Source organism: Polaromonas potterensis, from assembly GCF_033446725.1.
Taxonomy (GTDB): Bacteria; Pseudomonadota; Gammaproteobacteria; order Burkholderiales; family Burkholderiaceae_C; genus Polaromonas.
Genome location: NZ_JAWQLX010000003.1, coordinates 1 through 14,446, shown reverse-complemented (window position 1 = coordinate 14,446; position 14,446 = coordinate 1). Strand labels below are relative to the sequence as shown.

Annotated in this window: 16 protein-coding genes; 7 read left to right on the top strand and 9 right to left on the bottom strand. The window is 61.9% G+C overall.

Going from position 1 to position 14,446, the window contains the following annotated elements:
* Nucleotides 1-39: 39 nt before the first annotated feature.
* The 8 genes from R6254_RS06125 to R6254_RS06090 all read right to left on the bottom strand — a co-directional run bounded on the left by R6254_RS06125 (nucleotide 40) and on the right by R6254_RS06090 (nucleotide 6,367).
* On the bottom strand, nucleotides 40-750 hold the full coding sequence (locus R6254_RS06125; protein WP_318405248.1) for an FCD domain-containing protein: 711 nt from the start codon (nucleotides 748-750) through the stop codon (nucleotides 40-42).
* A 119-nt stretch (nucleotides 751-869) separates the two neighbouring features.
* A complete protein-coding gene (locus R6254_RS06120) occupies nucleotides 870-1,166 on the bottom strand; it encodes a hypothetical protein (RefSeq protein ID WP_318405247.1) in 297 nt (98 codons plus the stop codon).
* A gap of 59 nt (nucleotides 1,167-1,225) precedes the next feature.
* Nucleotides 1,226-1,687, bottom strand: a complete 462-nt coding sequence (locus R6254_RS06115; RefSeq protein WP_318405246.1) for an Mpo1 family 2-hydroxy fatty acid dioxygenase — start codon at nucleotides 1,685-1,687, stop codon at nucleotides 1,226-1,228.
* Between the two features lie 91 nt (nucleotides 1,688-1,778).
* A complete protein-coding gene (locus tag R6254_RS06110; RefSeq protein ID WP_318405245.1) occupies nucleotides 1,779-2,750 on the bottom strand; it encodes a Bug family tripartite tricarboxylate transporter substrate binding protein in 972 nt (323 codons plus the stop codon).
* 68 nt (nucleotides 2,751-2,818) lie between these two features.
* Nucleotides 2,819-3,829: an Ldh family oxidoreductase gene (locus tag R6254_RS06105; protein ID WP_318405243.1), complete on the bottom strand. Its 1,011-nt coding sequence runs from the start codon at nucleotides 3,827-3,829 to the stop codon at nucleotides 2,819-2,821.
* A complete protein-coding gene (locus R6254_RS06100) occupies nucleotides 3,829-4,728 on the bottom strand; it encodes a hydroxyacid dehydrogenase (protein ID WP_318406056.1) in 900 nt (299 codons plus the stop codon). The genes R6254_RS06105 and R6254_RS06100 overlap by 1 nt, the downstream gene beginning before the upstream one ends.
* A gap of 32 nt (nucleotides 4,729-4,760) precedes the next feature.
* A complete protein-coding gene (locus R6254_RS06095) occupies nucleotides 4,761-5,936 on the bottom strand; it encodes a UxaA family hydrolase (RefSeq protein WP_318405241.1) in 1,176 nt (391 codons plus the stop codon).
* 149 nt (nucleotides 5,937-6,085) lie between these two features.
* The gene (locus R6254_RS06090; RefSeq protein WP_318405240.1) at nucleotides 6,086-6,367 is read right to left on the bottom strand and encodes a flagellar biosynthesis protein FlgA; all 282 of its coding nucleotides are present in this window, start codon (nucleotides 6,365-6,367) and stop codon (nucleotides 6,086-6,088) included.
* A gap of 145 nt (nucleotides 6,368-6,512) precedes the next feature.
* On the opposite strand from R6254_RS06090, the gene R6254_RS06085 reads away from it, so the two are divergent.
* Together R6254_RS06085 and R6254_RS06080 are read left to right on the top strand one after the other, a co-directional pair.
* Nucleotides 6,513-7,274 carry a GntR family transcriptional regulator gene (locus tag R6254_RS06085; protein ID WP_318405238.1) on the top strand — a complete coding sequence of 254 codons (762 nt, stop codon included), beginning with the start codon at nucleotides 6,513-6,515 and terminating at the stop codon, nucleotides 7,272-7,274.
* Entirely contained in the window at nucleotides 7,271-8,311 is a 1,041-nt protein-coding gene (locus R6254_RS06080) for a YeiH family protein (protein WP_318405236.1), read from the top strand. The genes R6254_RS06085 and R6254_RS06080 overlap by 4 nt, the downstream gene beginning before the upstream one ends.
* Before the next feature lie 17 nt (nucleotides 8,312-8,328).
* Here the strand turns inward: R6254_RS06080 and ftsY are convergent, their stop codons facing one another.
* Nucleotides 8,329-9,429: a signal recognition particle-docking protein FtsY gene (ftsY, locus tag R6254_RS06075; RefSeq protein ID WP_318405234.1), complete on the bottom strand. Its 1,101-nt coding sequence runs from the start codon at nucleotides 9,427-9,429 to the stop codon at nucleotides 8,329-8,331.
* A gap of 52 nt (nucleotides 9,430-9,481) precedes the next feature.
* Between ftsY and R6254_RS06070 the strand changes: the two genes are divergently transcribed.
* From R6254_RS06070 to R6254_RS06050, 5 genes are read left to right on the top strand one after another with little or no spacing between them, the layout of a single operon-like run.
* Nucleotides 9,482-10,942 carry a M16 family metallopeptidase gene (locus R6254_RS06070; protein ID WP_318405232.1) on the top strand — a complete coding sequence of 487 codons (1,461 nt, stop codon included), beginning with the start codon at nucleotides 9,482-9,484 and terminating at the stop codon, nucleotides 10,940-10,942.
* 46 nt (nucleotides 10,943-10,988) lie between these two features.
* Nucleotides 10,989-12,344, top strand: coding sequence for a M16 family metallopeptidase (locus R6254_RS06065; protein WP_412103116.1), 1,356 nt, complete (start codon nucleotides 10,989-10,991; stop codon nucleotides 12,342-12,344).
* On the top strand, nucleotides 12,341-12,997 hold the full coding sequence (gene rsmD / locus R6254_RS06060) for a 16S rRNA (guanine(966)-N(2))-methyltransferase RsmD (protein WP_318405228.1): 657 nt from the start codon (nucleotides 12,341-12,343) through the stop codon (nucleotides 12,995-12,997). The genes R6254_RS06065 and rsmD overlap by 4 nt, the downstream gene beginning before the upstream one ends.
* Before the next feature lie 54 nt (nucleotides 12,998-13,051).
* Nucleotides 13,052-13,561, top strand: coding sequence for a pantetheine-phosphate adenylyltransferase (gene coaD / locus R6254_RS06055; protein ID WP_318405227.1), 510 nt, complete (start codon nucleotides 13,052-13,054; stop codon nucleotides 13,559-13,561).
* Between the two features lie 2 nt (nucleotides 13,562-13,563).
* Nucleotides 13,564-13,845: a YfhL family 4Fe-4S dicluster ferredoxin gene (locus R6254_RS06050; protein ID WP_318405226.1), complete on the top strand. Its 282-nt coding sequence runs from the start codon at nucleotides 13,564-13,566 to the stop codon at nucleotides 13,843-13,845.
* The last annotated feature ends 601 nt before the right edge of the window (nucleotides 13,846-14,446 follow it).

The following is a 14,446-nucleotide window of genomic DNA, read 5'->3' as shown; positions in this document are numbered from 1 at the left end:
CCAGTTGGTTTTTTTATTTGAAATTCAGGTGGCCGGGGCTCAGGCTGGGGGCACGCTGGCCTGGAGCAGACGTTCGTAGGCGTCGCCCACGTGGTGGGCCATCAAGGCCTCGCAGCGCAGTGGGTCGCCCTGGCGCACGGCCTGCACGATGTCCAGATGTTCGGCAATCGAGGCTTGCATACCGACGTCGTGCGACAGATTTTTCAGGCGCGACAGGTGCAGCTTTTGCACAATGCCGCGGTAGGTTTCCGTCAGGGTCTGGTTGCCGGCGGATTCGATCAAGGCCCAGTGAAAACGCAGGTTCTCGCCGTAATAACGCTGCACATCATGCCGGCCGGCCGCGTCGCTCATGGCCTGCACGGATTCGTCCAGCAGCGCCAGCAGCGCGGCTTTGTCGGCGGCCGGCAACTGCGCCGCCTGGCGCCCGGCAAAACCATCAAGCAGGCCGCGCATCTGGTACAGGTCGCGGATTTCGCGGGCTTCCAGCTGGCGCACAAAAACGCCCGCATGTTTGCGCGCCACCACCAGGCCTGAGCTTTCCAGTTCGCGCAAGGCCTCACGCACCGGCACGCGGGAAACACCCAGACGCGCCGCTACATCGGGTTCGTTGATACGTTGCCCGGGAATCAACACGCCCTTGAGGATGAGCGCCAGCATGTCGCCCTTGACCAGTTTGGCGAGCGAGGTGTCACGCACGTCGTTAAAACGGTCGGCAGAAGATTCGGTGAGCCAGGGCAGGTGTGTGGTCATGATTGGGATTATTTATATCGTATACGAAAAAATGGAAATCAAATCCAGCTCAGGGAAAACCACGAGAAGCTGGAGAAAGGGATGGGACGGAGGAGGCGCGCACCGCTGGTGCGCCCGGTTCAGGGCAGGCGTTTGTCGTCGCGGATTTCGCGGACTTCGACGTCCACGACATCGGCCTGGCGCGTTGCGGCGGCCTCACGGGCGCCGGCGCCCGGCCACATGGTTTGCGCCGAGAACTGCTGAAAACGGCCAAACGCCATGGGTTTGGGCTTTTGGCCGGTGATCAGCGACTTCAGCAGGCTGAAAACCAGAATGATCAGGCCGGCACACAGCAGGCTGAAGGCAAAAATCGCAGCAAACAGCCACAGCATCAGGCGCAGGGCAAAACGTAAAACACGGCTTATAAAGTTGGGCAAGAGAGGTATCCCCGGAAAATCAATGGTTTCCAGATGCGGGCAGGAGCAGCGTTTTCAAGCTACCAGCGTATGCCCAGTTTGCCAAAAAGTTTGGCCAGGACAAACAGCGGGCCAACCCAGAGGTATTGCAGGTCCTCGAAAAAAGAGGGCTTTTTACCTTCCATTTTATGGCCGATGAACTGCAGGACCCAGGCGCCGACAAAGATGGCGATGCTCAGCGGCAGCAGCAGCGAGCCCGTGGCCAGGAGCAGCGCAATGCTGATCAGCGACCACAAGGCCATGGCGACCAGAAACACCAGCGACAGTCGTGCGTAATACACCATGCTCGCCGCGATAAACGCGTAAGCCACATAGGGATGAATGGCAAACAACATGCCGACCAGGCTCAGCATGATGAGGGGTATGGCCACGAAATGAATCAGTTCGTTGGTCGGGTGTTGGTGACTTTCGCCATAATGCGCCAGCAACTGATCGACCCGGCGTGTGCCGTCGGGCGTGTGGGGAAGGGTGCTGCTGTCCATGGTGGTCTCTCCAGCGCCGGAAAGAGGCCGGCCTGAAAGATACTTTAATCCAGGGCGACCGCTTGGGGAAGCCGGGAAACCACCGGTTCGCTCAGGTCGCCGTGATGTTTGCGGTCCGGATGATGCGGCTCCAGCGCTCAATCTCGCTTTTCAGAAAAACCGAGAACTCATCCGCCCCTTTGCTTGTGACGCGAAAGCCCTGCTGCCTGGCGCGTTCTTCCACATCGGCGCTGTACATGGTCTTGATCATTTCGCGCGAGTAGCTGTCGACGATGGCGTCGGAGGTTTTGGCCTGGATCATGGCGCCGGTCCAGTTCTCGACGAGGAGCCCGGGCATGCCCGACTCCGTGGTGGTCGGAACGTCCGGCACCATGGGATGGCGACCCTGGCTGCAAATGGCCAGCGCGCGCAGCTTGCCGCCTTTGACGTGGGCAATCGATTCCGGAAAGTTGGAAAAAATCACATCCAACTGGCCACCTATCAAATCGGACATGGACGGCGCGCCACCGCGGTAGGGCACGTGGGTCATCTGTGTTTTGTTGAGGTCGTTGAACAGCGCCATGGTCAGGTGTGGTGGTGTGCCGTTGCCGCTGGAGCCAGCGTTGAGCTGTTTGTTTCTGGATAGCGCAACCAGGTCCTTGAAGTCCTTGATCGGACTGCCCGTCGGCACCACCACCAGCATGGGCGAGCCGGCCAGCAGCGCGACCGGGCGCAGGTCTTTGCCAAAGCTGTAGGCCGCGTTGGGAAACAGGGCGACATTGGCCGCATGGGTGAGGGTGATGGCCAGCAGGCTGCTGCCGTCGGGGGCCGACTTGGCCACTTGCTCCGCGCCAATTTGCGCATTGCCGCCGGCCTTGTTTTCCACAATGACCGACACCTTCCAGGACTCGCTGAGTTTTTGCGCCACGGTGCGCGCCATCATGTCGGTCAGTCCGCCCGGTGCAAAAGGCACGACGTATTTGATGGTGGCGCCGGGTTTGGGAAAGCCCTGGGCCTGGCTCCAGCCGGGAAGCGCCACCAAAGCGGCACCGGCGGAAGCCATGACGATGTCTCGACGTTTCATGCTTGTCTCCTTCTTTTGAATAAAGGCCAGTCCGCACTACCTCTGGATCAGAGGCCGTCCAAACCCGCCTAGGCGGCCAGCAGATCGAGCTGGGTTTTCAGTGCATCAGGAATCGTTAACCCTGACCTCATGGCTTGTTCCTCAAGCCGCATTCGGCGAGCGCCTGCCAGGCGCACCCCGTCGTCGATCAACATGTCGCTGATCAGTGTTTCCATACGTTCGTAATACACGTCGCTGCCGGCCAGTGCGCCCGGGTCGATCACCACAAAGGCCTGGCCGATACGTGGCGCATTGCCTTCGTCGACAAAAAACGAGGAGGCTTCAAAACCGAATTGCGCACCCACCACGGCGGTCACCAGCAACTCGACAATCAGCGCCAGCATGGAACCTTTGGGGCTGCTGACCGCGCCCAGCGGCAACATGGAGCCGGCCAGCCCGGCTTGGGCGTCGGTGGTTGGGTTTCCTTGGGCGTCCAGTGCCCAGCCCAAAGGAATCGGCTGCTTGTTCTTGGCCGCCACCATGAGTTTGCCGCGTGCGACTTCGCTGAGGGACAGGTCAATCATCAAGGGGTCGGCATTTCTGCGCGGAAACACCGCGGCCACCGGGTTGGTGCCAAAAATCGGGTGTTTGCCTCCGGCCGCCGGCATGGCCGCCGGCGAGTTGGCAAACCCCAGGCCCACCATGCCGGCAGCGGCCACGGGACGCAGGTGATCCACCAGCACGCCGCAGTGGTGGCTGTTGGTCACGCCGGCAAAACACACGCCCAGCGTTTGCGCGGTGCTGATGGCCGTCGCCACGGCGAGTTCACAGGCCGGAAAGGCCAGGCCTTGTTGGGCATCCACCAGCACGGCCGCACCTTTGTGTTTGACCACGACGGCCAAGGCCTGGCCATTGGCCCTGCCGTTGCGCAGGTGGGTGGTGTATTGCGGCACACGGCTCAGACCGTGCGAGGCCAGGCCTTGCGCCTCGGCGCGGACCAGCGCCCGCGCGGTGCTGGCCGCCATGGCCTCACCCGCGCCGGCAAGGCGTAGTGCACGCGTCACGAGATGGGTGGCTTCTTCGATAGACAGTTGGGCCATTAACGCAGTTGCTCCAGAATTTTGTCGGCAATCATGAAAGAGACACGCTCATTGGACTCCACGCTGAGGCCGGAGACATGCGGGCTCAACAGCAGCTTGGGACAGTTCAACAGCGCCGCATCGGCAGGCAGGGGTTCCACATCAAACACGTCGATGGCGGCACCGCCCAGCTGGCCGGAGCGCAGCGCCGCGGCAAGTGCCGCCAGGTCCACGATGTGGCCACGCGAGGTATTGATGAGGATGGCGCCTGGTTTCATCGCGGCGATACGTGCAGCATTGAACAGTCCGCGTGTGGTGTCCACCAGCGGCACGTGCAGTGTAATCACGTCAGCACGGCTGATCAGCTCGGTCAGCGCGGCACTGCGAACGCCGGTTTGTGCGAACACCGGCGCGTCGGGCGTGAGCATGGCGTCAAAAGCCATCACCTTCATGCCCAGGGCTTGCGCCAGGCGCGCGGTGGTTTGCCCGATAGAGCCGAAACCGATGATGCCCAGTGTCTGGCCCGCGGTCTCCCGGCCATTGCTCAGGGCATTGCGCGGCCACTGGCCAGCGGCGACAGCGGGTGTCGAGGCATAAACGCCGCGCAGCAACAACATCGCACTGGCCATCACGTATTCAGCCACGCTCAGGGCATTGGCACCGGTCGCGGGAATCACCTGAATGCCTTTGGCGGTACAGCCGCTGACATCAATGTTGTCCAGCCCCACACCCAGCCGGCCCACCACCTTGCAGCGGCCCAGGGCGCCTAGCAGGGCGTGGCGCACCTGGGTGCGGTTGCGCACGATCAGCACGTCCGCCTTCTGGACCTCGGTGATCATGCGCGGCGTGTCGTCCACCAGCAGGGGGTCGTACAACACGTCGTGTACGGCCGCCAGCTGCGCAACGGCGCGTTCGTCCATGAACTCGGTGACAACGATGCGGGCTCGCACGCTCAAGCGCTTTCGAACAGGCGCGTCAAAACGAATTCGCGGTGACCGAGCGCTTCTGCTGCGGTCAAACGCCCATTCGCCGTACGCAGCATGTTTTCCAGCAGCTTGTCGCCGGCCTGGTCCAGCGTGATTTCGCGTTGCAGCAAACCCGAGGTGTCGACGTCAATGTGTTCGCTCATCAAGCGCACGGTGCGTGGGTTGGAGCAGATCTTGATGACCGGAACAATCGCGTTGCCGATCACATTGCCCTGGCCGGTGGGGAAAAAGTGCAGGGCGTAACCCGATGCGGCGCACAAGGTCACCATCTCGGCGGCGGCGCTGGACGAGTCCATGAACCACAGGCCCGGATGGGTCGGCATTTCGGCCTTGTCGATGACACCGTCCACCGTGCACTTCTTGCCGATCTTCTGGATGTTGCCCAGGGCTTTTTCTTCGATGGTGGTCAGGCCGCCGGCGATATTGCCCTTGGTTGGCTGCGAGTCCGACAGGTCGCTGGTCTTGTGGCGGTCAATCACGGCCTGGTAGCGGTTGAACATGAACATGAACTGCTCCCGAATCGCATCGCTGGCACAGCGTTCGGCGACAATTTGTTCACCACCGGTGAGCTCCGTGGTTTCGCCGAAACACAGGTAGTTGCCCAGCGGGTGTAACTTGTCAAACGCGTTGCCCACCGTCGGATTGGCGCCGCAGCCCGAGGTGGTGTCGGACTCGCCGCATTTGGTGGAGACCCAGAGTTCGGCAATGCCGCAGACCTCACGCTGTTTTTCGCTGGCCCACTGCACATACTCGCGTGCGGCCTTGGAGGCACGCATGATGGTTTCGTGGTCGCCGTGGCCCTCGATGCCAAAACCTACCACCGGCTTGCCGGTCTTGGCAATGCCGTCCACCACTTGTTTGGTCCAGCTGTCTTCGATGCCGATCACCACCACCGCCGCCACGTTGGGGTTGCAGCCGGCACCGATCAGGGTGCGAAAGTGCAGCTCCAGGTCGGCGCCAAACTGCAGCCGGCCATAGGGGTGTGGTATCGCCATCGCGCCCTTGATGTTGTGGGCAACGGCTTCGGCGGCAGCGTTGGACAAATCGTCCAGCGGCAGAATGATCACGTGGTTGCGCACACCGACCCGTCCGTTTTCGCGGCGGTAGCCCAGGAAGGTGGTGTTTTTATCGATGACTGACATGGGAGTCCTTTTCAAATTTTGGTGAATCGATGGTTTGTCCGGCGTAGCGAGCGGGCGGCAGGCTAGGCGAAAACCGCAGCCGGGTTGAAACCCGGCGAGGATTCGCAACGACGCATGCGGGCCGCGCAGTAGCTGGATGGGTCGTCAAATTACCAGCGTTTGGTTTTGATGTTATGCACGTGAGCGTGCTGGCCGGCCTTGATGTCGGCCACCACCTTGCCCATGTCGATGCCGTATTTCCAGACGGTGTCCCCTAGGGCCATGTCTTTCAGAGCGACCTTGTGGCCAATCGGGATGTCCTGTTGCGCTTTCACATGGATCATGCTGTCTTCATCCATGATCCAGCCGGTCATGTCCATGCCCGACTTCACACCTTCCACCACCACAACTGCCACGGTGTCTTTGGCATCATGTAATACAAAATGAATCATTGGGTTTCCAGAGGTCCGAAGTTAAATCGAATCGCCAGTCTAGGGACGGGTCCGGGCTTGTCAATCAACTCATCTAAATGACCTGTACGACACCAGCCGGCAATGTTCCAATAGGGCGGTGGAGATTCAAACCAAAGCCCGCCTCTTGAAGCCGCTGTCCGGATCGGGGTCGCTGCCGCTGTACCGCCAGGTCAAGCGCGAACTGCAAAAAATCATTGAAGCCGGGCACTACGGGTCGGGTCAAGCCCTGCCCAGCGAAACGGCGCTGGCCCAGGCCCTGCAGGTCAGCATGGGCACCTTGCGCCACGCGGTGGACGAGCTGGTGCATGAACATGTGCTGGTGCGGCGCCAGGGCAAGGGCACGTTTGTCGCACCGCACAACAAAGCCCGTTTCATGTTCCAGTTTTTCCACGTGGAGCCGCGCTGGGACCCGGAAGACGATCACTTGCGCGAGCAGGAGTTTCCCGAGATCGACTGCATGTCGTTTGCGCGTGACAAGGCCGATGAAGCCGAGGCCAGGGCCTTGCGTATCAAGCCGGGCGAAGCGGTGTTCAAAATTGAAAACAAGCTGGCACTGCGCGGGCGGGTGGTGTTACATGACCGTCTGGTTCTGTCGGCCGCCATGTTTCGCAACCTCACGGAAAAACGTTTCTCCGAACGCCCGGGCACGATTTACGCACTTTTTCAGACCGACTTCGGCATCACCGTGTTACGTGCGCAGGAGCGCGCGCGTGCCGTGGCCGCGGGCAAGTCCGTGGCGCGTGTGCTGGCTCTTCCGGCCGGTGCGCCGGTGATGGAGGTGCACCGGCTGGCGCTGACCTTTGGCGACAAGCCGGTGGAGTACCGCATCTCGACCATCAACACCCAGGCGCATGACTACGTCAGCATGTTGTCCAAAACCACATGAGTTGGGTCCAAACCGTACGTGAGGTGCCTGGTCGCTGGCGCACACAACTGGTGTCGTATTTCCCCGGTGTGCTGGTCTGCCTGGTGATTGCGCTGGCCGCCACCTTTGTGTCCGAGCATTACGGCGGGCCACAACTGTTGTATGCCTTGCTGATTGGCTTGGCTTTTCATTTCCTGAACAGCCATCCGAAGGTGGTCAAAGGCATCAACTTCTGCGGCCGCACGGTGCTGCGTGTGGGCGTGGCCTTGCTGGGCGCACGGATCACCTTTTCGCAGGTGGCCGAGCTCGGCGTGCAGACCGGCGTGCTGATGGTGCTGGCGGTGTTGCTGACGATTTTTCTCGGGGTGGCACTGGCGCGCTGGCTCGGGTGTTCGCGTGACCAGGGGCTGCTGACGGGCAGCGCGGTGGCGATTTGCGGCGCCTCGGCGGCGCTGGCGGTGTCGTCGGTGTTGCCGCAGACCCGCGAGAACGAACGTTTCACCTTGCTGGCGGTGGTGGGCGTCACGGTCTTGTCCACCCTGGCCATGGTGATTTACCCCTTCAGCCTGAATGCCATGGGTTTGAGCCCGGCGCAGGCCGGGATTGTGCTTGGCGGCTCCATCCACGATGTGGCGCAGGTGGTGGCCGCCGGCATGATGTTGGGTCCACAGGCTGGCGATACCGCGACCCTGGTCAAACTTTTTCGCGTCATGCTGCTGATGCCGGTGGTGCTGATCATCGCCGTGTTGTACCGCGCCCATCCCGACGTCAAGACACCGGACAACGAAGTGCCGCTGGTGCCTGGCTTTTTGCTGGCTTTTATTGTGCTGGTGATGCTGGCCAGTGTGGGCACCATCACCCCGGCCATGGCGACCATGGCTGGTGATACTTCGCGCTGGATGCTGGTGACCGCGATTGCCGCCGCCGGCGTGAAGACCAGTTTTGAAGACCTGCTCAAACTCGGCTGGAAGCCGGTGGCCATGTTGCTGGGCGAGACGTTTTTTCTCGTCGCGTGGGTGGTGGCGGGGGTCTTGCTGCTACGCCTCGGCCTGGCCTGAGGGCCTGGCGCAGCCTCCTAAGCCAGCAAGGCCTGGGAAAATTCCCGGGCGCTGAAGGTTTCGAGGTCTTCGAGTTTTTCGCCAACTCCGATGAAATACACAGGCACCGGCCGCAAGCCCGGCGCGGTTTTGGCGCGTTCGCGTGACCACAGGGCGATGGCCGCCAGCACGCCGCCTTTGGCGGTGCCGTCCAGCTTGGTGACGATCAGTCCGGTGAGTTGCAGGATGTCGTCAAAAGCCTTGACCTGGCTCAAGGCATTCTGGCCGGTGTTGCCGTCAATCACCAGCAACACCTCGTGCGGGGCACTCGCGTCGGCCTTGCTGACCACACGTTTGATCTTGCGCAGCTCTTCCATCAAATGCAGCTGCGTCGGCAGGCGGCCTGCGGTATCGACCAGCACCACATCTTTGCCGCGCGCCTTGCCGGCACTGACGGCATCAAAACTCACGGCCGCGGGGTCGCCGCCAGCCTGGCTGACGATCTCCACCATGTTCCGGTCGGCCCAGACCTCCAGTTGCTCACGCGCGGCCGCACGAAAGGTGTCGGCTGCCGCCAGCAGCACCGACGCGCCTTCACCGGCCAGGTGTCGTGTGAGTTTGCCGATGGACGTGGTTTTGCCCGCACCGTTGACACCGGCAACCATGATCACGGTCGGTTTGAATTCGCCTATCACCAGCGCCCGCTCCAGCGGCTTGAGCAACTGGGTCAGTGCTTCGGTCAGTATGTTTTTGACGGCCACCGGATGGGTCACGCCGCTGTCCTTGACACGCCGCTTGACCTCGTCAAGCAGGTAGCTGGTGGCGGCTACACCGGTGTCGGCCATCAACAGCGCCGACTCCAGGTCTTCATACAAGGCGTCGTCAATGCGGTTGCCGGTGAAAACGCCCGAAATGCTGGCGCCGGTTTTGTGCAGGCCGGATTTGAGTTTGCTGACCCAGTGTTCACGCGCGGCCGGCACCGCGCCGGGCAAAGGAATGCCAATCGGTGTGACCAGCGCGCTACCGATCAGGCCACCGCTGGCGGGTGTCGCTACGTCGGCTGGCGGCGGGCTGGGGGGTACTGCTGGCGCGGTGATGGGTGTATCAACCGGCTTTTTTTTCTTGAAGAAACTGAACATTGGGTGTGCTTTGGAGTCACACTATTCTATGAAACACACGAGGCAGCATTTCATGGGGTTATTTATCCGATTTTCCGTACCATCCCGCAGCACCTATCTGCCTCTGGCGCTTTGCCTTCTCTTCACCCCCTTTCTAGCCCTTTCTTCCCGGGCCCAAACCACCACCTCGACCCCGGTCACCGCCGTGCCGGTGACCCGGTTCCAGTTGGCCAACGGCCTGACGGTGATCGTCAAAACCGACCGGCGTGCACCTACGGCGGCCCACATGTTGTGGGTGCGGGTGGGTTCCATGGACGAGGTGGATGGCACCTCGGGCGTGGCCCATGTGCTGGAACACATGATGTTCAAGGGCACGGCCGAGTTGAAGCCGGGAGAGTTTTCCCGTCGTGTGGCCGCGTTGGGGGGCCGGGAAAATGCCTTCACCACGCGTGACGCCACCGGTTATTACCAGCAGATTCCCTCCAACAAGCTTGAAGAAGTCATGCGCCTGGAGGCTGATCGTTTTGCCCACAACCAGTGGGCCGACGAAGAATTCAAAAAAGAAATCGAAGTGATCAAGGAAGAGCGCCGCATGCGCACCGAAGACTCGCCGCACGCCTTGATGTATGAAACGGCCAATGCCATCACCTTTGTCGCCTCGCCTTACCGGCGCCCGGTGGTGGGCTGGATGAGCGACATCGAGGCCATGACGCCCGACGATGCGCGCGCGTTTTACCGGCGCTGGTATGTGCCGGCCAATGCAGCGGTGGTGGTGGCCGGTGACGTGGACGTGGCCCAGGTGCGGCGGCTGGCCGAAAAATATTACGGCCACCTGGCGGCGCGACCGGTGCCGGTGCGCAAGCCGCGTGTGGAGCCCGAGCAGACCGGGCCGCGCCGGCTGGACTTCAAGGCCAGCGCCAGCCAGGCCTACGTGAGCCTGTCTTACAAGGTGCCCGGCTTGCGCGCACCGGAGGCGGCCGAGGGCAGCGATGCCTTCAACCGCGATGCACTCGCACTGACGGTGTTGTCGGCGGTGCTGGACGGTTACAGCGGCGCCAGGCTGGAGCGTGCGCTGACCCAGGGTGACCAGCGCCTGGCCGACAGCGCGGGCGCCTCCAATGGCCTGATAGGCCGGGGGCCGCAGATTTTTACGCTGGATGGCGTGCCGGCCGACGGCAAGACCGCGCAGCAAGTGGCCGATGCCCTGCGCCAGCAGGTCGCGCTGGTGGCGCGCGAAGGTGTCAGCGAGGCGGAACTCCAGCGTGTCAAAACCCAGTGGATTGCCAGCGAAACCTATAAACTCGACGCCGTGTTCAGCCAGGCGCGCGAACTCGGCTCCTACTGGGTCAACGGCCTGCCGCTGGACGCCGACACCCGTTTGATTGCCCAACTGCGCACCATCACCAGCGCCGAAGTGCAGGCCGTGGCCGCGCGTTATTTCGGCGACGACCAGTTGACTGTCGCCACCTTGCTGCCGCAGCCGCCGGACCCGAATCGCCGGCCACGTGCGCCGGCTGCGGTGTCCCGACATTGACGGCTTGGCCGCGGTTTTCTTCAACACTGATTCCCCAGGACTTCATGTGAAAAGTGCTATCAAAAATAGAGCTGTTTGCGCTTTGCTGATAGGGGCTACAGGCCTTTTTTGTCATACATTCGTGCTGGCGGCAATTCCCATCCAGAACTGGACCCAGGCCAGCGGCGCCAAGGTTTATCTGGTTGAAAGCCCGACCATTGCGATGGTCGATGTGCAGATCGATATGGATGGCGGTGGCCGGCGTGTGCCTGCCGAGCAGGCCGGTCTGGCCGGCATCACCGCCGCCTTGCTCTCCAAAGGCGTGGCTGCGCGGGATAGCGAAGCTGCACTCGATGAAAACGCCCTGGGCGAGGCCTGGGCCGATCTGGGCGCGTCGTTTGGGGCCTCGGCCGGAACGGACCGCTTCAGTTTTTCGCTGCGCAGCCTGACCGAACCCGATCTGTTGCGCAAAGCCGTGGCGCTGGCGGCCCGGCAGATCGCCGAGCCGGCTTTTCCGGACGATGTCTGGCAGCGCGACCGGCAGCGGCTGGTGGCCCAGCTCAAGGAGTCCTACACCCGCCCGGGCAGTGTGGTGGCCCGCGAATTCACCAAGGCGGTGTACGGCAAACATCCTTATGGGAATGAACTGACCGAAGCCACCCTGGCCCGCATCAGCGTGGCCGACATGAAGGCTTTTCATGCGAGCTACATCAACCGCTGCACGGCGCGGGTCAGCATCGTGGGGGCGGTCACCCGTGTCCAGGCCGATGCACTGGTCACGGGTTTGCTGGCGCGCCTGCCGGCACTGGACTGTGCGACGGCACCACCTTTGCCGCCTGTGCCTGAAGTGGCAGCGCTGACACGTGCCGAGGTGTTGCGTATTCCTTTTGACTCGGCGCAAGCCCATGTCTTGATGGGCCAGCCCGGTTTCAAGCGCAATGACCCGGATTATTTCGCGCTGACGGTGGGTAACTACATTCTGGGCGGCGGTGGTTTTGTCTCGCGTCTGACCGAAGAGGTGCGCGAGAAACGCGGCTTGAGTTACAGCGTCTACAGCGGCTTTTCGCCGGGCCGCCATGCCGGCGCCTTCACGGTGGGGCTGCAGACGCGGCCCGACCAGGCCACACAAGCCACCGAGGTGGCCAGGCAGGTGATCACGCAGTTTGTCGACCAAGGCCCGACCACCGCCGAGCTCAAGGCGGCGAAGGACAACCTGATAGGCGGCTTTCCGCTGCTGATCGACAGCAACCGCAAGCTGCTCGGCAATTTGTCCAACATCGCCTGGAATGATTTGCCGCTGGACTACCTGGACCGCTGGACGACACAGGTGGACAAAGTCAGCGCCGCGGACATCAAGGCCGCGTTTGCGCGCAAATTACAACCCGAAAAAATGGTGACGGTGATCGTCGGAGGAACCCCATGAAATACACACCTGTCGCTGTGGCAGACAAGTTACCCGCCAAACCCGGCCCGCGCGCCAAATCCGGCAAAGTGGTGGCACGCAAGTCCGTGCCGCCCGGCGAAATCCGCATCATCGGCGGCCTGTACAAACGCAGCAAGCTGCCGGTCCCCAACAAACCCGGCCTGCGTCCGACGCCGGACCGTGTGCGCGAAACCCTGTTCAACTGGCTGGGCCAAGACTTGCGGGGCTGGCGCTGCATGGATGTGTTCGCCGGCACCGGCGCCCTGGGGTTTGAAGCCGCCTCGCGCGGCGCTGCCGAGGTGCTGCTGTGCGAGCAGGACGCCGGCCTGGTCGCCAAACTGGACGCGTTGCGGCTCAAGCTGCAGGCCGACATGGTGCGTGTCGAGCGCGGCGATGGCCTGAGCCTGCTCAGGCGGCAGTCTGCCGGCAGCCTGCAACTGGTGTTTCTGGACCCGCCGTTTGACTCGCCGCTGTTCGAGCCCGCACTCAAGGCCGCGGCGCAGGTGGTGGCCGATGCCGGTTATGTCTACCTGGAGGCGCCCCAGGCCTGGGACGACGAGGCACTGGCGGCTTACGGCCTGCAGGTGCATCGCAGCGGCAAGGCCGGCGCGGTGTTTTTCCATTTGCTGGTTCGCAGCAACGTGCCTGCGTAGCCCTGCAAAGCGCAGGGGCACGCGGCGCAGTGGGCAGCGGGGCATAATTGCGGCATGGCGACCAGCTCCCGCATTGCGGTTTATTCCGGCACTTTTGACCCCTTCACCCTGGGCCACGACGACGTCGTGCGCCGCGCCGCCGGCTTGTTTGATGAACTCATCATCGGCGTGGCGGTGGCACACCACAAAAAAACCTTGTTTAGCCTGGACGCGCGGATTGCGCAGGTGCAGGCCGACACGCGGGGCATGGTCAATGTTCGGGTCTTGCCTTTTGATGGCTTGATCATGGATTTTTGCGCCGCGCAGCAGGCCGTGGCCGTGGTGCGCGGTATTCGCAACCTCACCGACTTTGATTACGAAGCCCAGATGGCGGCGATGAACCGCAAGCTGCGTCCTAGCGTCGAAACCGTGTTTTTGTTGCCCGATGCGCCCTTGCAATGTATCAGCAGCACGCTGGTGCGCGAGATCAGCAAGCTGGGGGGCGATGTCCAGCACATGGTGAGCAGCGGTGTGGCGGCCGCCTTGCGGCAGGCGCATGCTGCAGGTACGCAGAAAGGTCTTTAACCATGGCCTTGCTGATCACTGACGAATGTATCAACTGCGACGTGTGCGAGCCCGAATGTCCGAACCAGGCGATTTATCTGGGCAAAGAGATTTACGAAATCGACCCGCATCGTTGTACGGAGTGTGTCGGGCATTTTGACGAGCCGCAGTGTGTGCAGGTTTGTCCTGTGGCTTGTATTCCTCTCAATCCCGCTTTTATTGAAAGCCGGGAAACCTTGTGGCTGAAGTACCAGCGTTTGCAGGCGGCGCCGCCTGCGGCGGCGGTGGAATCACGCACTTCTTAAGCCTTTTAGGGCTCTAGCCCTTGTGTGGTCGGCGCAAGCAGCTATTGAATGTATAGCGATTTCTCTTGCCTTAACCGTTCGGGCTGAGCTTCTTTGATTCATTTGCCTGTGGCTTGCCAGCAAGCCGGGTCTCGCCCCGGCGGGCGACTCACTTTTCTTTTGCGTCGCCAAAAGAAAAGTAAGCAAAAGAAAAGGCGACCCTGCTGTCTGCGTCCCTGCGCTTCGCTACGGGCAGCCTGCGGTGCTCGTGAAAAGCGGGGTCTCGCTCGAACTCGCCTTCGGCTCAGACAATCGCGAGCCCTGATCCGCTTTTGCCTGCGCTCCTCCGCGCAGCCAGAAGGGGGTGGAGAAAAATACAAATACCAATTCGGGGGGAGACATGACGCGCGCAGCGCGTCATGTCGAAACATAAGCGGCTGTCATTCATGCACGCGCTTGCAGCACACCTGGCCAAATGAAGTCCCCCTCCATCGCCCAACGGGGCGAGGGGAATACGAAGGGACTTCCCACTTCACGGTAGCGGCATCAAGTGCCAAGATTGGGTTGTTGAATTCAATCTGAAACCTATATGAAGGAGAAGTCCCATGCGCGAGATTACACG